Annotated in this window: 23 protein-coding genes; 13 read left to right on the top strand and 10 right to left on the bottom strand. The window is 67.3% G+C overall.

Going from position 1 to position 21453, the window contains the following annotated elements; translation table 11 throughout:
• Positions 1-128: 128 nt before the first annotated feature.
• The 12 genes from ACMZ91_RS00755 (at position 129) to ACMZ91_RS00700 (ending at position 11410) form a co-directional block, all read left to right on the top strand.
• Entirely contained in the window at positions 129-1154 is a 1026-nt protein-coding gene (locus ACMZ91_RS00755; protein ID WP_012510371.1) for an AI-2E family transporter, read from the top strand.
• Positions 1155-1316: 162 nt separating this feature from the next.
• Positions 1317-3059 carry a GGDEF domain-containing protein gene (locus tag ACMZ91_RS00750; protein ID WP_197655669.1) on the top strand — a complete coding sequence of 581 codons (1743 nt, stop codon included), beginning with the start codon at positions 1317-1319 and terminating at the stop codon, positions 3057-3059.
• Positions 3060-3131: 72 nt separating this feature from the next.
• The gene (locus ACMZ91_RS00745) at positions 3132-3569 is read left to right on the top strand and encodes a hypothetical protein (RefSeq protein WP_032127634.1); all 438 of its coding nucleotides are present in this window, start codon (positions 3132-3134) and stop codon (positions 3567-3569) included.
• A gap of 14 nt (positions 3570-3583) precedes the next feature.
• Positions 3584-4087 (top strand): GNAT family N-acetyltransferase, encoded by a 504-nt coding sequence (locus ACMZ91_RS00740; protein WP_197655670.1) that lies wholly within the window; start codon positions 3584-3586, stop codon positions 4085-4087.
• A gap of 128 nt (positions 4088-4215) precedes the next feature.
• Positions 4216-4797: an NMCC_0638 family (lipo)protein gene (locus ACMZ91_RS00735; protein WP_049398870.1), complete on the top strand. Its 582-nt coding sequence runs from the start codon at positions 4216-4218 to the stop codon at positions 4795-4797.
• A gap of 182 nt (positions 4798-4979) precedes the next feature.
• Positions 4980-5447: a DUF2975 domain-containing protein gene (locus tag ACMZ91_RS00730; RefSeq protein ID WP_032127655.1), complete on the top strand. Its 468-nt coding sequence runs from the start codon at positions 4980-4982 to the stop codon at positions 5445-5447.
• The gene (locus ACMZ91_RS00725; RefSeq protein WP_032127628.1) at positions 5447-5671 is read left to right on the top strand and encodes a helix-turn-helix domain-containing protein; all 225 of its coding nucleotides are present in this window, start codon (positions 5447-5449) and stop codon (positions 5669-5671) included. Before ACMZ91_RS00730 ends, ACMZ91_RS00725 begins: the two co-directional genes overlap by 1 nt.
• Before the next feature lie 43 nt (positions 5672-5714).
• Entirely contained in the window at positions 5715-7253 is a 1539-nt protein-coding gene (locus ACMZ91_RS00720; protein ID WP_180837924.1) for a TerC family protein, read from the top strand.
• A gap of 134 nt (positions 7254-7387) precedes the next feature.
• Complete coding sequence (locus ACMZ91_RS00715; RefSeq protein WP_414576676.1) at positions 7388-8524, top strand: metallophosphoesterase; 1137 nt, start codon at positions 7388-7390, stop codon at positions 8522-8524.
• A 27-nt stretch (positions 8525-8551) separates the two neighbouring features.
• Positions 8552-8962, top strand: a complete 411-nt coding sequence (locus ACMZ91_RS00710; protein WP_414576678.1) for a hypothetical protein — start codon at positions 8552-8554, stop codon at positions 8960-8962.
• 97 nt (positions 8963-9059) lie between these two features.
• The gene (locus ACMZ91_RS00705; RefSeq protein ID WP_414576704.1) at positions 9060-10073 is read left to right on the top strand and encodes a hypothetical protein; all 1014 of its coding nucleotides are present in this window, start codon (positions 9060-9062) and stop codon (positions 10071-10073) included.
• Between the two features lie 77 nt (positions 10074-10150).
• On the top strand, positions 10151-11410 hold the full coding sequence (locus ACMZ91_RS00700) for an MFS transporter (RefSeq protein ID WP_149908831.1): 1260 nt from the start codon (positions 10151-10153) through the stop codon (positions 11408-11410).
• A 4-nt stretch (positions 11411-11414) separates the two neighbouring features.
• Here ACMZ91_RS00700 and ACMZ91_RS00695 read toward each other — a convergent pair whose 3' ends face one another.
• Complete coding sequence (locus tag ACMZ91_RS00695; protein WP_100437526.1) at positions 11415-12362, bottom strand: nucleoside hydrolase; 948 nt, start codon at positions 12360-12362, stop codon at positions 11415-11417.
• 152 nt (positions 12363-12514) lie between these two features.
• On the opposite strand from ACMZ91_RS00695, the gene ACMZ91_RS00690 reads away from it, so the two are divergent.
• The gene (locus tag ACMZ91_RS00690) at positions 12515-12847 is read left to right on the top strand and encodes a hypothetical protein (RefSeq protein WP_414576680.1); all 333 of its coding nucleotides are present in this window, start codon (positions 12515-12517) and stop codon (positions 12845-12847) included.
• 148 nt (positions 12848-12995) lie between these two features.
• Here ACMZ91_RS00690 and ACMZ91_RS00685 read toward each other — a convergent pair whose 3' ends face one another.
• The 9 genes from ACMZ91_RS00685 to mdcA all read right to left on the bottom strand — a co-directional run bounded on the left by ACMZ91_RS00685 (position 12996) and on the right by mdcA (position 21286).
• Positions 12996-13715: a GntR family transcriptional regulator gene (locus ACMZ91_RS00685; RefSeq protein WP_012510388.1), complete on the bottom strand. Its 720-nt coding sequence runs from the start codon at positions 13713-13715 to the stop codon at positions 12996-12998.
• A 107-nt stretch (positions 13716-13822) separates the two neighbouring features.
• Positions 13823-15190 carry an SLC13 family permease gene (locus ACMZ91_RS00680; RefSeq protein WP_032127621.1) on the bottom strand — a complete coding sequence of 456 codons (1368 nt, stop codon included), beginning with the start codon at positions 15188-15190 and terminating at the stop codon, positions 13823-13825.
• 104 nt (positions 15191-15294) lie between these two features.
• Entirely contained in the window at positions 15295-16215 is a 921-nt protein-coding gene (gene mdcH, locus ACMZ91_RS00675) for a malonate decarboxylase subunit epsilon (protein ID WP_100437529.1), read from the bottom strand.
• Positions 16212-17069 (bottom strand): triphosphoribosyl-dephospho-CoA synthase MdcB, encoded by an 858-nt coding sequence (gene mdcB, locus ACMZ91_RS00670; RefSeq protein ID WP_188348096.1) that lies wholly within the window; start codon positions 17067-17069, stop codon positions 16212-16214. The genes mdcH and mdcB overlap by 4 nt, the downstream gene beginning before the upstream one ends.
• Positions 17066-17707 carry a malonate decarboxylase holo-[acyl-carrier-protein] synthase gene (gene mdcG / locus ACMZ91_RS00665; protein WP_414576683.1) on the bottom strand — a complete coding sequence of 214 codons (642 nt, stop codon included), beginning with the start codon at positions 17705-17707 and terminating at the stop codon, positions 17066-17068. The genes mdcB and mdcG overlap by 4 nt, the downstream gene beginning before the upstream one ends.
• Positions 17700-18404, bottom strand: a complete 705-nt coding sequence (mdcE, locus tag ACMZ91_RS00660; RefSeq protein WP_414576706.1) for a biotin-independent malonate decarboxylase subunit gamma — start codon at positions 18402-18404, stop codon at positions 17700-17702. The genes mdcG and mdcE overlap by 8 nt, the downstream gene beginning before the upstream one ends.
• A gap of 2 nt (positions 18405-18406) precedes the next feature.
• Positions 18407-19315, bottom strand: a complete 909-nt coding sequence (locus ACMZ91_RS00655; RefSeq protein WP_414576685.1) for a biotin-independent malonate decarboxylase subunit beta — start codon at positions 19313-19315, stop codon at positions 18407-18409.
• Entirely contained in the window at positions 19312-19632 is a 321-nt protein-coding gene (gene mdcC / locus ACMZ91_RS00650; protein WP_049398883.1) for a malonate decarboxylase acyl carrier protein, read from the bottom strand. The genes ACMZ91_RS00655 and mdcC overlap by 4 nt, the downstream gene beginning before the upstream one ends.
• A gap of 10 nt (positions 19633-19642) precedes the next feature.
• The gene (gene mdcA, locus ACMZ91_RS00645) at positions 19643-21286 is read right to left on the bottom strand and encodes a malonate decarboxylase subunit alpha (RefSeq protein WP_414576688.1); all 1644 of its coding nucleotides are present in this window, start codon (positions 21284-21286) and stop codon (positions 19643-19645) included.
• Positions 21287-21453 lie beyond the last annotated feature (167 nt).

Genomic DNA, 21453 nt, shown 5'->3' with positions numbered 1-21453 from the left:
GTGATTGCGGACGTGCCGATGGACGGAGAAGGGGCGGCGGAATCCGCGTGTGTTGCCTGTTCATCCTGCACCCGGAATCATCGCCGCCAATCCTCTACCATGGGCCACCCTGCCCGGACGTGCCGCCCATGCAAGACGCCCTCGTTGCCCAGCCCAAGCCCCCCGTCCCGAGGATCGCGGCCTGGCTGATGATGCTGCTGGGCATGTGGCTGGCGCTGAAGCTGGGCCTGGTGGTGACCCTGCTGTCGGGCCTGCTGGTGTTCCAGCTGACCCACCTGCTGGCCTCCACCGTGGAGGGCAAGCTGCCGCCAGGCCGGGCGCGGGCGATCGCGGTGATCGTGCTGTCAGCGGTGATCATCAGTGCGCTTGTACTGGCCGGGATCGGCGTGGCGTCATTTTTCCGCAACGAGACCGGTGGACCGGACGCATTGCTGGCGCGGCTGATGGAGATCCTCAATTCGTCGCGGCACCAGGTGCCGGCGCTGCTGCAGCCGTACATCCCCGAGGACATGCCGGCGCTGCGCACGGCACTGAACGACTGGGCCGCCGAGCATCAGCGCCAGCTGGGCGTGGCCGGTACCTCGGTGGTGCAGGTGGGCGTACGCGTACTGATCGGTATGGTGCTGGGCGCGATGATCGCGCTGTATGACGAACTGCCGCTGCCGAAGATGGGCCCGCTGGCGCAGGAGCTGATCGGCCGCACCAGCCGCCTGGCCACCGCGTTCCGCCAGGTGGTGTTCGCGCAGGTGAAGATCTCGCTGCTCAACACCGTGTTCACCGCCATCTTCCTGCTGGGCGTGCTGCCGTTGTTCGGCGTGCACCTGCCACTGTCCAAGACCCTGGTACTGATCACCTTCATCGCCGGCCTGCTGCCGGTGGTGGGCAACATCATTTCCAACACCATCATCACCATCGTCGCGCTGTCGGTCTCGTTCTACGTGGCCGTGGCGGCGCTGCTGTACCTGATCGTGATCCACAAGCTGGAGTACTTCCTCAATGCGCGCATCGTTGGCGGCGAAATCCAGGCCCGCGCCTGGGAGCTGCTGTTGGCGATGCTGGTGATGGAAGCGGCGTTCGGCCTGCCCGGCCTGGTGGCGGCGCCGGTGTTCTACGCCTACGTGAAGCGCGAACTGGTCGACCAGCGCTGGATCTAGTACGGCAGGGTGTGACGCATTCGCCCCAGCCCGGCGCGGGGTGAGACCTTGCCGGCGCGTTCGCGGTGGCTGCGGTATGCCTATGGTCACGGTTCGCGCGGCACTGGCTTGGCGCTGCCGGGACCGGCGGCTACAGTGATCCGCACTTCAGGGGAAATTTGCATGGCCGGCAAGGCATCGCCCATCGGACTGCGGACCTGGGTCTGGATCCTGGCAGGGTCGTTCGTGGTCTGTACGCTGCCGTTGATGGCCATCGCGCTGTTCCAGGGCGCGCTGCGCTACAGCGCTGCCGAGGACAACCTGGTCAGCCTGCGCCAGCTGCGCCAGACCTTCGAACTGGCCAACCTGGTCTCGGCCGAACGCGGCCCGGCCAACAGCCTGCTCGGTGCCGACCCGGCCGATGCCAGCGAGCATGCGCGGCTTACGCTGCAGCTGGCGGTGGTACGCAGGCGTGTGGACACCGCGCTGCAGCAGCTGGATGCCGTGTTCACGGCTGATCCGGGCGTGGTGGATGAGCATGGGATGCTGGCAGACGCGCAACGTCGCCTGCAGTCGGCGCGCGCGGGCGTGGACCGGGTGGCAGCGCAGCCGCGCGACGCACGACGCGTCGAAGACGTGGAGCGCGCGATCAGCGGCATGTTTGCCGTGGTCGACCGCCTGCACCTGCTGACCTCGGCACAGATCAACGTACTGGTCCGGGCCGACCGCGAAGCGGCGATTCCAGCCATGCAGGGGCAGGTGCTGATCGACCTGCGCGAGCACGGCGGGCGTCTGGCCTCCAACGTGATGGCGCCGGTGGCGGTACCCGGTGCCTGGCGCAACGAACAGGTGCGCGCGGCGCTGCAGACCGAGGGCCGCCTGCTGGAACTGTGGCGGCTGGCCGGCAGCCACGAATCGGTGTTCCGCAGTGATCCGACGCTGTCCTGGCATTGGGATATGGCGCGCCGGCAGTTCTTCGGCGAGTCACTGCCGATGATCGAACAGCTGATCGACGACGGACGGCGTGGCCTGCCGCCGCCGTGGACCGCTGCCGAGTTCACCACGCGCTACGTGCCGACCCTGCAGTCGCTTGAGGCGCTGCGTGACGGTTACCTGAGTGTGTCCATCGCCAGGTTCGAGCACACCCGCAACCGGGAGGCCACGCGGCTGGCGGTACTTCTGGCCACCGCGCTGGGAACCCTGGTGGTACTGGGTGTGGCGCTGCGTATCGCGCATCTGCAGATCCTGCGGCCTCTGCTGCAGGCACAACGGCAGGTGATCCAGATTGCCTCCGACGCGCCGGGGCCCGAGCAGCATGTCACCCATCCGCTGGCCGAGATGCAGCGCCTGTTCGATGCGATTGAAGTGCTGCGCGAGAAGTCGCGCGAACGCTCGGCGCTGACCAGCGAGCTGCGCCAGCTGGCCGGCACCGATGAATTGACCGGACTGCTGAACCGTCGCGCGCTGGAGGAACTGGTGCAGCAGCGCCACGACGAGGGGCGGATGAGCGCAGTGGTGATCCTGCTGGACGTTGATCGCTTCAAATCGATCAATGATGGTCATGGCCACGATGCGGGTGATGAAGTGTTGGTACAGGTGGCGCAACTGCTGCAGCGCCATCTTCGCCGCAGCGACAGCATTTCCCGCTATGGTGGCGAGGAGTTCCTGGTGCTGCTGGCCGACGGTGACCTGGCCGCTGGCCGACAGCTGGCCGAATCGCTGCGGCTTGCGCTGCAGCAGCTGGACATCGTGGTGGCCGGCGGTACCGTGCTGCGGGTGACCGCCAGCTTCGGCGTGGCCCGCGGTGCTACCGACGCCTTGGGCTGGCGGACCCTGCTGCGTGCCGCCGATGCGGCCATGTACCAGGCCAAGGCGCAGGGCCGCGACCGCGTGCGGGTCGCCGGTGGTGGGCGCATTCCACGCTGAAACATCATGTTCATCGCTGGCGCACGCATGGCTGCCTAGACTGGACCTTCGACCATTTGGCAGGAGCGCATCATGACCGTTCGCCCCGTCGTTGCTGCAGCGCTGCTGGCCGGGATGCTGGCCGGCTGTACCTCCACTTCGTCGCAGACCGCTGCGGATGCGCCACGCCACCCCTCGGTTGCCGCCGACCTGAGCCCGGTGCCGGCTTTCACCGGCGGCGGTGCGGGTTGGAGCATTGAGATCGCCTCCACCGGCCAGGGCAACCACGATGCCAGCCTCAGCGCTGACGGCCGTACCCACAAGGGCACGCTGCGCTATCCGGGGCAGCCGGCCGATGCACCGAGCTCGCTGATCGTGCTCAACGGCGAGCTTGGCCAGCAGCCCGCCATCGTCGAGATCAAGCGTGAGTCGTGTCGCACTGCCGAAGGTGTGGACACCCTGGCCAGCGTGCAGGTGACGATGGAAGGGCAGCCGCAGCGCCGCGGTTGTGGCCACCTGGCCGTGTACTGATCCTGTGCGCCGTCGTGCTTGAGATTCCAACCCTGCACACCGTGCGCCTGCGGCTGCGTCCACAGCAGCTGGATGACTTCGGCGTCTATGCCGCGTTCCTGGCCTCGCCGCGTGCGCGGGGCATGGGCGGGCCGTTCGGTGAGGTGGCGGCGTGGGGGCAGTTCTGCCATGACCTCGCCAGCTGGCATCTGTTCGGCCATGGCGCGTTGATGATCGAGCGTGCCGATACGGGAGCCTGCATCGGCCAGGTCGGGATCAATCATGGCCCGCTGTTTCCTGAAAAGGAGCTGGGCTGGTTGCTGTACGACGGCCATGAAGGGCAGGGGTTCGCCACCGAGGCGGCCGGCGCGCTGCGCGACTGGGCCTTCGTGGTGGCGCAGCTGCCGACCCTGGTCAGCTACATGGCGCCGGACAATATGGCATCACAGGCCGTTGCGCAGCGGCTGGGCGGCGTGCTCGATGTGCAGGCCGCGCGCAGCGATGCGGATGATCTGGTCTACCGCTACAGCACCCGGTAGTGCCGGCCGCTGGCCGGCATCATCGGTGCACCCGGGGGCGTCATCTACGCATGTCAAGCCATGACCCATTGCGCGTGGCGCCCGGGCTTTGCCATCCTCCCTGCTGTTTTCCGTAGCGTGGAATCCCGATGCGTCCTGTGTTCTGGCTGGCTTTGGCCCTGCTGCCCACCCTGGCGGTGGCGCAACCCGCGCGTACTGCAAAGGCCAAGGCCCCAGCGCAGGATCCCTTCAGCGAGCTGTTCGACACCGCCTGCATGCAGCACATCGGTGCCCCGGCGCGGTTGCAGTCGCTGATGGAATCCAATGGGCTGTCGCCGTTGCAGCCCGCCGAAGCCGCGACGCTGTTGCAGGGGCAATCGGGCGTGGCCTGGATGGTGCCTCTGGCCAGTGGCCGCTATGCGGTGAGCTGGGCTGACGATGGCACGTGTACGGTCTACGCCGAAAAGGCCGACGCGGCGGTCGTGCAGAAGGGATTCGCCCGGTTGGTGCAGGCCGCACCGAAGCCGTTGCAGGTGCGGTCGCTGCCAGGGCGTGGGCCGCTGTCGGCCGATCAGGTGGCCATCCAGTACGGCTGGGCCACGCCGGGGCAGGGCAAGCTGCAGGTGCGATTCCGCCTGGTCACACGGCAGGCGGCCGAAGCCGGCGTGCAGGCGATGGCCTCGGCGGCCCCGGGCGAAGCGATGCTGGCGCAGGGCGCGCCTGGGCCCTGAAGGGCCCACGCTCGCGATTCAGCCTTTCACGCGGCAAGTGGTATATCGTTTATCGATAAATCCACCCGGGGTGGCGAGGCCACCCCAATGCCGGAGGCCGCTTGACCGCTCGTCCCGCCCGCGCCAGACCCGCGCGAGGCTTGTTCACCCTGGCCCAGGCCGCCGTACAGGCGGTGCGGGCGATGTGCTGGCTGGGCATCCTGGCCGCACTGCTGGCCGTGCCGCTGGTCGCCCACGACCGCAGCTGGCTGCTCGACAGCATCCACGACGCTGATGCCGCTGCCGTGCATGGCAGCGACCTGTTCCTGCATTTCTGCCTGGGCCTGGGCGCGATCGTCGCGCTGCTGGTGCTGTGCCTGATGTTCCTGCGCCACCTGCTGCGGCTGTTGAAGTCGGCGGCGCGCGAGCGGCCGTTCACCCACGCCAATGCACAGCGCCTGCAGCGCATGGCCTGGCTGATGCTGTCGATGGAGGTGCTGTCGATCCTGATCGGCGCCTACGCCGCCTGGATGGGCCCGGACTTCACCTGGATGGAGGTGGGCGGCGGCATGTCGATCACCGGCCTGGTCGCGGTGCTGATGCTGTTCGTGCTGGCCCGCGTGTTCGCGGTGGGTGCAGCGATGCGCGACGATCTTGATGGTGTCATCTGATGGCGATCGTCATCACCCTGGACCGCATGCTGCAGGAACGGGGCATGACCCTGTCCGAGCTGGCCGGGCGCATCGACATCACCCTGGCCAACCTGTCGATCCTGAAAACCGGCAAGGCGCGCGCCATCCGCTTTTCCACACTTGATGCGATCTGCCGTGAGCTGCAGTGCACGCCCGGTGACCTGCTCGGGCATGACCCGGCGCAGGCGCAGGAGGCTGACTGAGTGTTTCCCCTTTTCCCTTACCTACTGACGAAACGGACCTGAAATGGAATGGTTGGCTGACCCCTCGATATGGATGGGCCTTGCAACCCTGGTCGTGCTGGAGATCGTTCTCGGCATCGACAACCTGGTGTTCATCGCGATCCTGGCCGACAAACTGCCGCCGCACCAGCGTGACCGCGCGCGGGTGATCGGCCTGGCGCTGGCCCTGCTGATGCGGCTGGTGCTGCTGGCCGCGCTGGCATGGATCATGAAGTTGACCGAACCGCTGCTCACGCTGTTCGACCACAGCTTCTCCGGGCGTGACCTGATCCTGCTGGGCGGTGGTCTGTTCCTGCTGTTCAAGGGCACGATGGAACTGCACGAGCGGTTGGAGGGCCGCGAGCATCACGAGGATGGCAAGAAGGTCTACGCCAGCTTCGCGATGGTGGTGGCTCAGATCGTGGTGCTCGATGCGGTGTTCTCGCTGGACTCGGTGATCACCGCAGTTGGTATGGTCGACAACCTGGGCGTGATGTATGCCGCGGTGACCATCGCGATGGTGCTGATGCTGGTGGCCAGCAAGCCACTGACCCGTTTCGTCAACAAGCATCCTACGGTGGTCGTGCTGTGCCTGGGCTTCCTGTTGATGATCGGTTTCAGCCTGGTGGCCGAAGGCCTGGGCTACAAGATCCCGAAGGGTTATCTGTACGCGGCGATCGCCTTCTCGATCCTGGTTGAAGCCTTCAACCAGTGGGTGCGCTTCAATCGTGAGCGCAACGAGCGCCGCCAGCCCTTCCGCCAGCGTACCGCCGACGCCGTGCTGCGCATGCTGGGCGCGCGCCCGGCCAATGGCCACGACGACGAAAACGCTGACGAACACGTCGATGCCGAAGAGCGGTTGCAGCCGGCCGAGCACGAGATGATCCGCAGCGTGCTGGGCCTGGCTGATCGCCCGGTGTCGAGCGTGATGACCGTGCGTGCCGACGTGCAGTGGATCGACCTGGCACGTGGGCAGGAGGATGTGGTGGCACGCCTGGTGGCATCGCCGCACACCCGCCTGCTGGTGGGTGATGGCGACCTGGACAGCCTGCGCGGCGTGGTGCAGAGCCGCGACCTTCTGGCCGACCTGCTGCAGGGCAGGCCGCTGCAGCTGGAGGGCAACCTGCGCGAGCCGCAGTACGTGCTGTCCAGCGCCAGCGCACTGCAGGCGCTGGAACTGATCCGCCAGCACCCGGTGCCGTTGGCGGTAGCGGTGGACGAGTACGGCAGTGTGGAAGGCCTGGTGACCGCCAACGATCTGCTGGCGGCCATTGCCGGTGACCTGGTCGACACCCAGGACGAGCGCTATGGCGTGGAGGCGCAGGGCGAGAACCAGTGGGAGGCCGACGGTGCGCTGACCCTGGACGACCTGCAGCGTCTGGCCGGTGTCTCGCTGCCGCGCAGTGCCGACTACATGACCATCTCCGGTCTGGTGCTGGAGCGTCTGGGGCGCCTGCCGGACATCGGTGACACGGTGGAGATTGCGGATGTACGCATCACCGTACTGGCAATGGAGAAGCGTCGCATCGCCCGCCTGCGGGTGGAACGCATCGGGCTTTCGTAGAGTCGAGCCATGCTCGACTGGCCCTCTGTAGAGTCGAGCCATGCTCGACTGCTTCCTGAGCAGCCGGGTACGGGCCCGGCTCTACACAACACTGCCGGCAACCGTCACCATGGCGGGCCCGCTTTCTTTCCAGGATGGTTGCAGTGCTGAGTACGATCGGTTTGTTGATGGGCCTGTATGTGGCCTGGCGCCTGTTCTGGCCACTGCGCATGCCCATCTGGATGAAGGTCGTGCTGTCGCTGCTGCTGGTGAGCGTTGCCGTGCAGCTGCGCATCGTCGCCATGTTCTGGGGCACGATGGCCTCGCCGGAGATACCGAAGCTGGCCATCGCCTCGTTGGCCACGGGTTCGACTGCCGTACTGCTGCTGGCGCTGTTCCTGCTGGTGCTGGACGCGGGCCTGTTGGTGTCGCGCATCCTGCGCAGGCCACGTGCTGTATCGGCGTTGCGCGCGCCGAAGCTGCGCCCGGCGGCGGGTGTGCTGGCGCTGCTGGTCAGTGGCTATGGCGTCAGCCAGGGCATGGCCGTCCCCAAGCCTCGGCAGATCGAGGTGAGCATCGCCGGCTTGCCGGCCGCGTTCGATGGCTATCGCGTGCTGCAGTTGACCGACATCCATGCCAGCCGCCTGCTGACCGGTGAGTGGGTGCGCAGGGTGGTGGACGACAGCAACGCACTGACGCCGGACCTGATCGTGATCACTGGCGATCTGATCGACGGCAGTGTCGAGGCCCGTCGCGAGGACGCGCGTCCGTTGGCCGACCTGCAGGCGCCGGATGGCGTCATTGCCATCACCGGCAACCACGAGTACTACGCGCAGTACCAGGACTGGATGCAGGCGTTCCGCGCGCTGCACATGCAGGTGCTGGAGAACAGTCATCTGCAGGTACGACGCGGTGACGCGGCGCTGACCATCGCCGGTGTCACCGACCCGGTGGCCGCACGCTACGGTCTGCCGCTGCCGGACCTGGAGGCCGCGCTGGCTGGCGCCGATCCGGGCGCGCCGGTGATCCTGCTCGACCATCGCCCGCGCAACGCACGCGAGGCTGCCGCGCGTGGGGTGAAGCTGCAGCTGTCCGGGCATACACATGGCGGCCAGATCATTGGCATGGACCAGCTGGTGAAGCGCGCCAATGGCGGTTATGTGTCGGGGCGTTACGAGGTGGATGGCATGACACTGTACGTGAGCAATGGTGCTGGCCTGTGGGCCGGTTTCCCGGCACGCATCGGCGTTCCTTCGGAAATCACCCTGATCACCCTGCGCCGCGCCCCGTGACCCCTGACAAACCACAGGGAAGGCACCATGTCCCATCCCCGCGCACCCATGGAACGTCTGATCCGCGCCAATGCGGACGAGATCAATCGGCTGCGCCAAGCCATCCGCGAAGCCGCTGGCGCGCGCTGGCGTGGCCCGGAAGAAGTGCAGCGGCACACTGCAGCCTGCGCGGAATACAACCAGCGCTATGAACAGCTTGCGTTCCCGGGTGGCTACGCCAATGCACTGAAGCAACTGGCTGAGCAGGATCCGAACACGGTGGATGTCGTGCTGACCTTCCTTGAGGTGCGCCCGTACTTCTTCCGTTCCGGATATATGTGGAAGACGCTGCTGAAGCGCGTGCAGCGGGTGCCGATGGGCGCGAAGCAGCAGGCCCGGATGCAGAAGATCCTCGATGCCTACGCCGCTTACAGGGCGGCAAGCCAGCACACCGGGTAGCTCCACGCCATGTGTGGAGGTCGCGCAGCACCCCGCGTCCCAGCCGGCCCCGGATCGGCGATCATCTGCACTGGGTTCTGAAACCAGGAAACACGCAATGCAGGGAGCGCATCATTCAATCCGGCGTCCGCGCCACGTCGCGCTGCTGGTTGGTCTACTCGCGCTGGCGGCATGCCAGCGCACAACCGATGCGCCGACCGGAGCACCCGCAGCGGGCACACCGCTTGCCGCCCCGGCCATGGCAGAAGACCTCTCTCCGCTGCTCGATGCGCTGCCGACCTGTGCGCTGGACGGCTGGTACATCGATCAGCAGACCGAGCGTCCGGCACATCCCTGGCTGGCCACGAATGCGCCGAAGCCCTGCAAGGTGGACGAAGAGAATGAGATCGCCACGTTCTGCACGGGTGGGCAATGGAAAGGATTGCCGGTGGAAGAGGTGATCCTGCCGACGATGACGTTCGTCTCGTTCCGTGGGGCCAGGATTGCCTTGCCGTTGGAGAAGGCGCGTTCAATCGCCCGCCAGCACCTGGGGCAGGACTTCCCGGGTGGCGCGGCTTACGAAGCGGGCCGCGAACCGAAGCTGATGGCTGATCCTGAAGATGCGCAGCGCTCGTGGCTGCTGTGCAGCACGCCGGAGCCGGGAGATGACGCGGGCAGCCAGGCAGGCGTGAGCTATTCCGGCATGAACCTGCCCTACGACCACGACGGTTGCAGCTACCGCTACAGTCCGGTCGACTTCTGCGATGCGCGGCACCGGGCCGCCATTGAAGAAGCTCTCCAGCATCAGAAGCCCAATTTCAACCAGCACTATCTGCTGGTACAGGTCGATGATCGTCCCGAGTACTTCCAGCGCACGCTGGTGCTGGTCGACACCCGCACCGGACGCGCCACGCCATTGCCGATCGATGCCTTCACCGGCCCGGCGGGGAAGGGCGGAGACGCCGCCGGCTACGGGACCCTGGAAACGGGTGTGGACCAGCAGCAGTTCTGCCTTGATGGTGCGTTGCTGGTCTACCGCGTGTTCGAGGAAGGACGCTTCTGCTTCGGCTTTGACGGTGAGCGATTCACCGGCCATGAAACCCAGTACATGCAGGCGACGGATAGCCGATGACCGGTATTTCACCCCGGCCGTGACATCCTCCCCGAACCTGCGCAACCGGGATCGAGGCTGTTGAAGGCGAACACGCAATGACTGCCGAGCGGCAGCGCTCGATGTGGGTGGCCGGCCTGTCCACGGTGGTGGAGTGGTACGACTTCACCTTGTATCTGTACTTCGCCACGGTGCTGTCGCGGGTGTTCTTCGGTGGTGGCGAGCAGGCGCTGCTGGTCACCCTGGCCGGCTTTGCGGTGTCCTACCTGATGCGCCCGCTGGGCGCACTGTGCTTCGGCCACCTGGGGGATCGCCTGGGCCGGCGCTGGATGCTGCTGGCATCGATGGCCTTGATGGCAGCGGCGATGCTGGCCACCGCGCTGCTGCCGACAGCGGCCACGGCGGGCACTACGGCGGGCGTGCTGCTGTTGGTACTGCGCTGCGTGATGGCGTTTTCGGTGGGCGGTGAGTACACCGGCGTGGTGGCGTATCTACTGGAAAGCGCGCCGGTGCGGCGACGTGGCCTGGTGACCTCGCTGGCATCGGCAGCCAGTGAAGTGGGCGCGCTACTGGCGGTAGCGATCTCCGCGCTGACCGTGGCGCTGTTGCCCACCGCGCAGCTGGACAGCTGGGGCTGGCGCATTCCGTTCTTCTTCGGTGCCGCGCTGGCACTGGTGATCCTGGTCGCGCGCTCGGGCATGCACGAATCGCCGGAGTTCGAACGCCAGCGTCGCGAGGGCAGTATTCCGGCTACGCCGCTTCGCCACGTATTGCGTAACCACCCGCTGGCGGTAGCGCGCACGTTTGCGATTTCGGCGCTGGGATCGATCACTTACTACGTCGGCATCACCTATGTGCCGGCATTCCTGCATGCGCAGGGTCATGACGAAGGTGATGCACTGTGGCTGTCGACGATTGCGGCAGTGGCGGTCATTGCGATCACGCCGCTGTGCGGCGCATTGTCCGACCGCGTCGGACGACGGCCGATGCTGCTGGGTCTGACTCTGCTGGCGGCGCTGCTGCCGTTGTCCCTGTTCGCGTGGATGGCGGAGGCGACGGCGCTGGGCATCGGGCTGGCGGCGGTGCTGCTGGCCTGCGTGGCCGGTGGCGTGAGCGCGGTCGCGGCCCCGGCCACGGCCGAGCAGTTCCCCGGCGAAGGCCGGGTCAGCGGGCTGGCACTGGGGGTGACCATGGCCACCGCCTTCTTCGGCGGCGCAACGCCATGGCTGGCGCAATGGTGGGTGGAGCGCAGCGGCTGGGCAGCGGCGCCGGGCGCGATGATCGCGCTGGTGGCGGTGCTGGTGCTGCCGGTGCTGTGGACCCTGCCCGAGACGGTCCCGGGCAGGGCCAGGCGCTAGCGGGTCAGACCTTCAGGGTCTGCTCGATGTCGGCCAGTACCGCGGCCGCATCCACGCCGATGGCAATCGACTGCACCACGTGGCCATCCCACACGCTGGGACCGAACGCCAGGCCTTCCGGCTTGGGAATGGTCATGCCGCGGGCGACACCGTCGGTGGCCACGCGCACGCTGGCGCGCTCGAACTGGAACAGCTCCGGGCGGGTCAGCGCGATGCACGCGCAGCAGTCGTGCACGACCATGCCCTTGTGGCCGGCCTGCAGGTAGAAGTCCACGTAGTCCTGCGACAGCGCACGCACCAGCTCGGCGTCGGTACCGCCGATGGCAGCCAGCTTGTCCAGGCCGTCACGGTCCATTTCCACGCGGGTGGTCACGTCCAGACCGATGGCGGTGACCGGCCAGCTGGCGGTGAACACCACGTCGGCGGCTTCGGCATCGCCCCAGATGTTGGCCTCGGCGGCCGGGGTGATGTTGCCGTTGACGTGGAAAGCGCCACCCATGATCACCACGCCGCGCACCAGGCCGGCGATGTCCGGGGCCTGCTGCAGGGCCAGGGCCAGGTTGGTCATGCGGCCGACCGCGACCAGGGTCACCTCGCCCGGATGGGCGCGGACCAGGTCGATGATCAGCTGATGGGCCGGGCGCGCATCGGCGGCCACGTCCAGGCTGGCCGGCACCGGGTGGTTGCCCAGGCCGTTTTGGCCATGGATGTGCACCGGCCAGGCTTCCGGGGTGGCTTCCGGCTGCAGCGGGCCACCGGCACCGCGCGCGACCGGAGCGGCAAAGCCCCAGGCCTGCTTCAGGTACAGCGCGTTGTGCGTGGTCGACTCCACCGAGGCATTGCCGAAGGTGGTGGTGACGCCGATCAGGTCGATCTGGGCGTGCTTGTGCAGGTACAGCAGGGCCAGGGCGTCGTCGACGCCCGGGTCGGTATCGAAAATGACTTTCAGCATGTTGTTGTTCTTCTTCTTCCGTGTGGTGCGGGGGGCGCCGGCGGCCCGGAGGCAGGCCGGCGCGCCCTACATTGTCCCATCTTCATGACAGGCAGGGCCATTGCCGGGGGGGCAGGCCATAATGCCCCCCAGTCCAGGCACGGAGTCGCCGAATGCTGATCGTTGCCCTTCTGCTGGTCCTGCTGGTGCTGGGCCTGAACGTGGTGGCTACCGTGGTGATCGTCAGGCGCGATGGCCTGTCGGCCGGGGGGCGGGCGGTGCAGCTGCTGCTGGTCTGGCTGCTGCCGCTGGTCGGTGCGATCCTGTGCATGGCGGTGGCCACGGCCGATGGCTCACCCGCGCGGAGCGATGGCAGTGGCGGTGGGCCCGCCGATTTCTCCGGCGGCTATTCCGGGGACAGCCACAGTCATCACAGCTACAGCAGCTCCGACTGTGGAAGCGACGGCGGCAGCAGTGACGGTGGTGGTGGCAGCTGCAGCGATTGAGGTCTCTGTAGAGTCGAGCCATGCTCGACTGCACTTCGCTCCAACGCCTCGGTGCCTGATCGAAAGGCAGTCGAGCATGGCTCGACTCTACAGAACAGCGGTTGGCTGCGGCGGTTTGTGCGGGCCGCTGGCCGGCAACCTCAACAGCTCAGCCGCCGCCTTCGGTCGGCAACGGCGCCGGTACGTTCAGCAGCCCGCCTGCCGCCACATAGGCGGCCAGCGCCTGGCCCTGGCTCAGCAGATGGCGTTCCATGGTGCGTTCGGCAGCCTGCGCGTCGCGGCGGCGGAAGCACTCCATCAACTCGCGGTGTTCGGCCAACGACTGCGCGGTGCGGCCCGGCGTCAACAGCTGGCGGCCACGGTGCATTTTCAGGATGCGGTGCAGGTCGTGGGTGATGCGGATCAGCCACGGGTTGCCCGCGTAGTGCTGCACGGTTTCGTGGATCAGGTAGTTGTTGCGGTAGTACTCGGCGATGTTGCCCTCGGCCGCCGCTGCTTCCATCGCTGCATGCAGGTCTTCCAGCTGCTGCACGCCGGCGTCGTCGATGTGCTTCACCGCCTCATGCGCGCAGCGGCCTTCCAGCATCGCCATCACCGGGAACAGCTGGTTGAGGTCTTCCAGCGTCAGTCGCGTGACCCGGCTGCCACGACCCGCATCGATCTGCACCAGGCCTTCGGCGGCCAGCAGCTTCAGCGCCTCGCGCAGGGGCGTGCGGCTGATGCCCAGTTCTTCGCACAGCGCGGGCTCGTCGATCCATTCTCCCGGCGGCAGCCGGTAATCGTAGATGCGCTCGCGCACGTGTTCGGCCACCTCTTCGTACAGGGGTGCGCGCTTCTTCGGTGACCGCGGGGCAGGGGCAATGGCCATGGTGGAAGTGTACCGCGCCAGGTAGTGCCGGCCGCTGGCCGGCAACCCATGATCGCTGGATGGCTTCATGAGAGTGCCGGCCAGCGGTCGGCACTACCGCTGGGCGGTTACATCCAGCCCGGCACCACGAACACCAGCCAGGCCAGCAGCGGTCCGAGCGCAACCACCAGGCCGCTGTAGACCAGGAAGCGGCGGAACAGGGTCTCGCGCTCTTCCTTCGCTGCCGAGGCCACCACCAGTGCGCCATTGGTCGAGAACGGGCTGACATCGACGATGGTGGATGACACCGCCAGCGCGCAGATCACGCCGGCGGCGCTGAGGTGGCCCTGCATCAGGAACGGCACGGCCAATGGGATCGTCGCGCCGAGTACCGCTGCCGACGAAGCGAATGCGGAGACGATGCCGCCGACGTAGCAGACCAGCAGCGCACCGAGCAGCGGGATGCCGATGTCGGACACACCGTTGCCGATGAAGTCCACCGCGCCGGCATGTTCCAGCACGCCGATGTAGGTCACCACGCCGCAGATCAGCAGCACGGTGGACCAGCTGATGCCATCGACCGCACCCTTCTGGCTCTGCGGGGACAACAGCGCCAGCGCCACCGCCACGGTGATCGAGACCAGGCCGACGTTGAGGTTGTAGATCAGCGCGGCCACGCCCAGGCCGAGCAGGCCGATCAGGGTGAACAACCGCTCGCGGGTCAGGTTCACCGCATCCAGTGCCACCGGATCATTGCTGAGCGTGCCGCCGCCTGCCGCGACCAGCGCGCCATGACCTTCGATCGCGAACTGGCGCGACGACGCCTGCGGGCCACCGGCCATCGCCAGCTCGGCATTGCCGAGTGTTCCTGCTGCGGTGATCGAGCCACGGCGCAGCAGGGCGATGCCACCAAAGGCGAAGAAGCAGATCGTCGCCATCATGAAGTTGAAGCCCAGACTGGTCAGGAACACCGCCATCTCGGTCACTTCCAGCCCGGCTTTCTGCACCACGCCATTGGTGATGCTGCCGTACACGCTGATCGGCGAGAAGCCGCCCGCCTGCGCACCATGGATGACCAGCAGGCCCATCATCAGTGGATTGATGTTGTACTGCTTGGCAAAGCGCAGCGCGACCGGGCCGATGATCGCGACCGCCGCTGGGCCCAGTGCACCGAACGCAGTGAGGACCGCGGTGATCACGAACATCACCCACGGAATGGCCACGATATGGCCGCGAACGGCTTTCACTGCCCAGTGCACCAGCAGGTCGATGGTGCCGTTCTTCTGCGCGATGGCGAACAGATAGGTGATGCCGACCAGGGTCAGGAACAGATCGCCGGGAAAGCCGGCCAGGACCTCCTTGCCGCCCATGTCGACCCACAGCCCGCCGATGATGAAGGCCAGCGCGAAGGCGACGGCACCCATGTTGATCGGCATCGCGGTGGCGACGATGAACATGATCACCAGACCGATGATCGTTGCGATTTGTGGACTCATGCGCCCTCCCAGACACGTGACTCACGTACAGCGCGGATGGAGACCCGCCATCCCGGGGTAAGGCGACGTACTGCGTGTTGCGTGATACGTACTGCTCGAACCCGTTACTGCAGCCGCTCCAGCGCGCTGCGGACCCACGCCGCGGCGCCTTCAAGGCTCTGGAACTCTTCCACCGCGCGCACTTCGCAACACGGATAGGCCGGCGCGATCATGCGCGCCAATGCGTTGCCCGGGCCCAGCTGCAGGAACACCCGCGCGCCACGCTCGAAGGACTGGCGCATCACCTGCGCCCATTCGATGGTCTGCGCGAGCTGCGCCGACAGCGTGTGGACTGCCGTTGCGCGATCCCGCACCGGTCGCGCATCGATGCCGGCCAGCAGCGGCAGGCGTGGGGCCTGCAGTGGCGAGGCGTCGAGTGCGGCAGCGAACGGTGCGACCGCCGCTGTCAGCAACGGTGTGTGTGCAGGCACGTGCACCGGCAGTGGACGGATGTCCGCACCCTGCGGCCGCGCGGCATCGGCCAGCCGCTGCAATGAGGCGTGCGTGCCGCCCACGATGAAATGGTCCTGCCCGTTGGCGATGGCCACGTGCGCTCCGTGCAGATCGCACAGCGGCTGCAGTACATGGCGTTCCAGGCCAAGCACTGCCTGCAGGCCTGCATCGGCGGGGCTGGCACTGTCCATCAACAGCGCGCGCTGCGCAGCCAGGGCAAGGCAGGTGGCCGCATCGACGCCGCCGGCGATGGCATGTGCGGCCAGCTCGCCGATGCTGTAACCCGCGATCACCGTCGGCGTTGGCAATACCTCGCGCAGGCCCTGCCAATGCGCCAGGCTTGCTGCGCACAGCAGTGGTTGCGCCCGCACATTGTCGAAGCGGTCGTCGGCCGCCGCAGCGGCGAATACATCGCGGCCGAGCACCGTGCTGGCCACATCGAGGGTGTGGCGTGCGGCCGGAAGATCGCGCACGCGATCGAACATCGCCGCGTGCTGCGCGCCTTGGCCGGGGCAGAGCAGGGCCAGGCTCATGCCTGCTCCTGCTGCAGCAGGAACAGGCTGCAGGCCAACAGGTCTGCGCTGCCGCCCGGGCTCAGCCGGCGCATGACGAAGCCGTCACCGATGCGACGCAGATGTACCTGCCAGTCCGGCGCGAAGGTGCCGCCGGCGTCCAGGAAGGTGCGTGCCTGCCGCTGGGCCCAGCGCAGGCCGTCGGCGCCGCCGCGGTGCAGCAGGTTGAGGTCATCCACGCACGCGATCAGCTGCATCAGGGTCTGGCACATCGCGGCCTCGCGTGGGAGGCCGCTGGCCAGTGCGTGGCGCAGGGCAGGCAGTGCCACTTCGCGCAGCAGCGGGTAGCCGGCGGCCGCTTGTTCGCGCACACCTTGCACGCCGTGCCGTGCACGCGCGCGCTGGCCAGGGCTGTTCGCATCCAGAGGCGCGGCGGCGAGCTCGGGCGCCCAACGGCGCACTTCCTGGCAGACCTGCTCGGCTGCGGCGACACGGCCCGCGCGGCCCCAGCAGGCAGCGGACGCGGCCACCAGCAGGCCAAGGCTGAAGATCGCACCGCGATGGGTGTTGATGCCCGCAGTGGCGTGCAGCATCGATATCTCGGCGGCGATGCCATGCCGCCGCAGCGTCTGGAACGGCGCCGCGCTGGCACCGGCGTCGGCCACGGCGATGAAATAGTGGCGCAACGCGAACAGGCTGCGCAGGAAGGTGCCGGCATCCATGTCGTGGTGGCTGCCGCGATCGAACGGTGTAACCAGTCCCGGTTTGGGGGCAAGGGCCAGTTCGGCGTGCAGGCTGGCGATGGCAAGGCGCCCCAGGCGCGCGCTGTCCACCGCCGGGGTGGACCGGGCGACGCGCTGCACGACAGCGTTCATGCGACAACTCCAGTGGCGTTGAACACGGCCTCGCGCAGTTCCAGAGCGGCACCATCAATGCGTTTGACCAGTACTTCGCGGCTGCGACCGGCGTATTCGCGCCAGTTCACCGCGCCACCATCCACCAGGCACAGTTCGCCATCCACGCGATGCCCATAGGCGCTTTCCCAGTGCTGCAGGCGTTCGACCAGCAGGTCGGCTTGGCGCGCGTCATCCACCTGCCACAGCAGGTCGATGTCCGAGCGCGGGTGCACATAGGGCAGTCCGCTGAGGTGCTGCCATGCGAAGGCGCCGAATACGCGGGCCGGTGCAAGCCGCAGCATTGCCTGCAACGCCGCCTGCCAATCCGCCGGAACGCCGCCGGCGAGAACGTGATCCAAGGGAGGGGGAGGCTGCAGCTGCTGGACGTCCTGCAGGGCCACGCGCAGCGCCAGCCGTTGCTTGCCTTCGCTTGGCGGTAGCGGTACCCCCAGGCGCAGCCGAGGGTCGGGGTCGTCCGCCGCACAGCGCGCCACCATGGCCGGCAGGCCCTGCGCGAACCACGCTGCCAGGCGTGGTTCCTGTGCAGTCACGTCAGCCCGCCAGTCGGCATCGGCCGACAGCCAGGCCAGCGTGTGGCGGGCGGGCCGCTCAGGCATCGCCGTGGGCCACCGCAGATGAAACGCCTGCGGCCAGGGCACGACCGCCGCGCTGTGCGCCGCGTGCGGCACGCAGGTCGCCTTCGGCGGGCGTGCGCAGCGCCTGCAGCAGGTGCTGGGCAAGATCGCCCTCCCATAGCGATTCCACCGCACCCATCGCCACGTAGTTCTCCACGCCCGGCGCGAACACCGGCGAGGTCTGGCTGAGTGCCTGCAGTTTCTCCAGCGGTTGCTTGGTCACCCGCGCCATCGCGCGCAGGTCCATCACCCGCACCTGTGCATCGGGCAGGGCGTGGATGTGGTCGGCCATCAGGCCGAACGACAGAAAGCCGCCGCTGACCGACTCGCCATAGACCAGGGTCACCAGCCGCGCACCGCGTCGGCGTGCCAGATCCAGCGTCTGCGCCAAGTGAGCGAAGTAGCCGTTGATGCCAAGCAGTTCGTCACGGCGTGCCAGGCGTTGGCCGGCGGTGTCGACCAGCATCACGATCGGTCGCTGTGGAAGCGCGGCGGTGCTGGCAAGCACGGTTTCGGCCAGTGCCAATGCGTGGTCCACGCCGACTTCGAGTTTGTCGGCGGTACCGATCACGGTCACCTCGCCATCCTCGGTGGTGGCGCTGCCGGTCAGCACCGAATCGTTCACCGCAATGGCATGCCCATGCGGGAACAGGGCATCGAGCAGGGTCTGCAGCGGCATGCTCATGGCAGGCTCCGGTCGGCGGTGGCGATGAGGAACGCATCGGTGTCGAGCAGCGGCAGTCGCTCGGGGGCAGTGATACCCAGCCGCGCCCAGATCTCCAGGCCATCGCGGCAATCGCCCCAGGCCTTCACGCGCGCCTTCAGTGCCGCATGGCGTTCCTGCAGCGCGGCCAGTGCAGTATCTGGATCGGTGCTGCTGGTATCGGGCTGCAGCGCATTGCTGGCAGCCTGCGCGAACGCCTCGATGGCATCGGGCACCAGCACCTGTGCCTGGTCGATCAGGTAGCGGTGCTTGCCTCCCGTTACGCGCCAGACCAGCGCACGATCGCGGGAATCGAACTCTTCCACACCACGCACGGTCTCGATTACTTCCGGCCCGGACAGTGACAGCCGGCCTTCCTCGGACATGACCACCGTGCTGCAGCAGCGGGCGACGATGCCCATGCCACCGAATGCGCCGTTGCCGCTGCCGATCAGCGCCACCACGGGGACGCCTGCAGCGCGCGCATCCAGCGTGGCGCGCATGATCTCGGAAATGGCGATGAGCCCTGCATTGGCTTCGTGCAGGCGCACGCCACCGGTATCGAGCAGCAGCAGCACACCGTCAGGTCGGGTTTCCGCTGCACGGTGCAGCAGCCCGGTCAACTTGGCGCCGTGCACCTCGCCCACGCCGCCGCCCATGAATTCACCCTGCTGTGCGGCCAGCAGCACGCGTCGGCCGCGCAGTGTGGCTTCGCCGACAACGATGCCGTCGTCGAACGCCGCGGGCTGGTCGAGCTGTGCCAGGTGCGGGCTCATCATCCGCCGCGCCGGGCCGAGGAATTCACGGAACGAGCCGGCGTCGGCCAAGCCGGCGATGCGCTCGCGTGCATCGGCTTCGTAGTAACTGTGGCGCTGCGTCCGGCTCATCGTGGATCTCCAGCAAGCAGGGTTTCCACTGCCTGGTCCAGGCGCAGACTGACCACCGCCGGGGTCGCACCGGCATCGTTGATCGAGACGCGTACATCGCGCAGTGGATGGCGCTGTGCGAAATCACCGATCACCGCCTCCCAGACACGGCCAAAGCCCTGCGCGGCGGTGATGATGCGCACCGTCATCGCGCCGTCCAGTGCGGCCGGTTCCAGCAGGATTTCCAGATTGCCCGAGGCCAGTACGCCGACCAGCACTGCATCGCGCGGAAACTGCACCGCCGTGTGTCCTTCGAATCGATAGTCGAGGGTTTCCATGCTCAGCCCCTTACCAGTTGCGGAAGCGCTTGGGCGGGTCGTACAGGCCGCCGGACCAGCGCACCAGGTCCTTCACCGAACGCGCCGCAAGCAGGTCACGGCTGGCATCGCGCATGGAGATGCCGAGGTCATCGGGACGGCGGATCACGCCGCGGTCGCGCAGGTTCTCCACCATCACGCGGTCGCGCCCCATGCCCACGGCGGTATAGCCGGACACGCCGCGGATCGCCTGTTCGCGCTCTTCAGGGGTGCGGCACAGCAGCAGGTTGGCGATGCCTTCTTCGGTCAGTACATGGCTGACGTCGTCGCCATAGATCATCACCGGTGGCAGCGGCATGTCCGCGCGCTCGGCCAGCTCCCAGGCGTCCAGCCGATCGACGAAGGCCGGTGCCATGTGTTCGCGGAAGGTTTCCACCATCTGCACCACCAACTTGCGGCCACGCGGCATCTCACCGGGGCGTGCGGCCTGCTGGCCGGCCTTGACCCAGGCCTCGCTGGCATGGCGGCGGCCACGTGCATCGGAGCCCATGTTCGGTGCGCCACCGAAGCCGGCAATGCGGTCGCGGGTGGCAGTGGAGCTGTTGCCCTGCAGGTCGATCTGCAGGGTGGAACCGATGAACATGTCACACGCATACAGGCCTGCGGTCTGAGAGAACGCGCGGTTGGAGCGCATCGAGCCATCGGCACCGGTGAAGAACACATCGCTGCGTGCGGCGATGTACTTCTCCATGCCCAGTTCGGAACCGAACGAATGCACCGATTTGACGAAGCCCGATTCGATCGCCGGAATCAGTGCGGGGTGTGGATTGAGCGCCCAGTGCTGGCAGATCTTTCCCTTCAGCCCGAGCGATTCGGCGTAGGTCGGCAGCAGCAGCTCGATGGCCGCGGTGTCGAAGCCAATGCCATGGTTGAGGCGGTTCACGCCGTACTCGGCGTAGATGCCCTTGATCGCCATCATCGCCATCAGCACCTGGATCTCGGAGATCTGCGCCGGGTCGCGGGTGAACAGCGGTTCGATATGGTTCGGCTTCGGCGCCTGCACCACGAAGTTGACCCAGTCAGCAGGGATGTCGACGCGGGGGAGGGTGTCGACGATCTCGTTGACCTGGGCGATGACGATGCCGCCACCGAACGCGGTGGCCTCGACGATGACCGGGGTGTCTTCGGTGTTCGGGCCGGTGTAGAGATTGCCGTGGCGATCGGCGGCCTGCGCGGCGACCAGCGCTACGCGGGGCGTGAGGTCGATGAAGTAGCGGCCGAACAGTTCCAGGTAGGTGTGGATGGCACCGATCTGGATGCGCCCTTCGGCCACCAGGTTGGCCAGACGCACCGATTGCGGGCCGGAGAAGGAGAAGTCCAGTTTCGAGGCGATGCCGCGTTCGAACACATCCAGGTGCGAGGGCAGCGACAGCACCGACTGCACCATGTGCAGGTCATGCACCCGCGCGGGATCGAGGTCAGCCAGGCACTGGGCGAGGAAGTCGGCCTGCTTCTGGTTGTTGCCCTCCAGGCAGACCTTGTCGCTTGGCTCCAGCAGTGCGTGCAGCAGCTCGCCCACGTCGGTGGCGGCGACCTCACGTCCCCGGGCCCACGGCGCGGCACGTTCCAGGCGGGCCTGGCGGCTGCGTTCCAACGTATCCCAGCTCGGGTTCATCGACCGGCTTCCGATTGGTGTCGAGGTAATTACGGCATAATTATGATGGGCGTGCAACCCGCGGTGCAGCAAATGAAAGGGCCCGCACAGAGGCGGGCCCATTCAGATTGAAATGGAGGAGGACCGCATCGATCGGGGTAGTGCCGGCCGCTGGCCGGCTCCGCGTC

The organism is Stenotrophomonas sp. FR024 (assembly GCF_047500745.2).
GTDB classification, from domain to species: Bacteria; Pseudomonadota; Gammaproteobacteria; order Xanthomonadales; family Xanthomonadaceae; genus Stenotrophomonas; species Stenotrophomonas maltophilia_A.
This window is presented reverse-complemented; position numbering and strand designations above follow the sequence as displayed.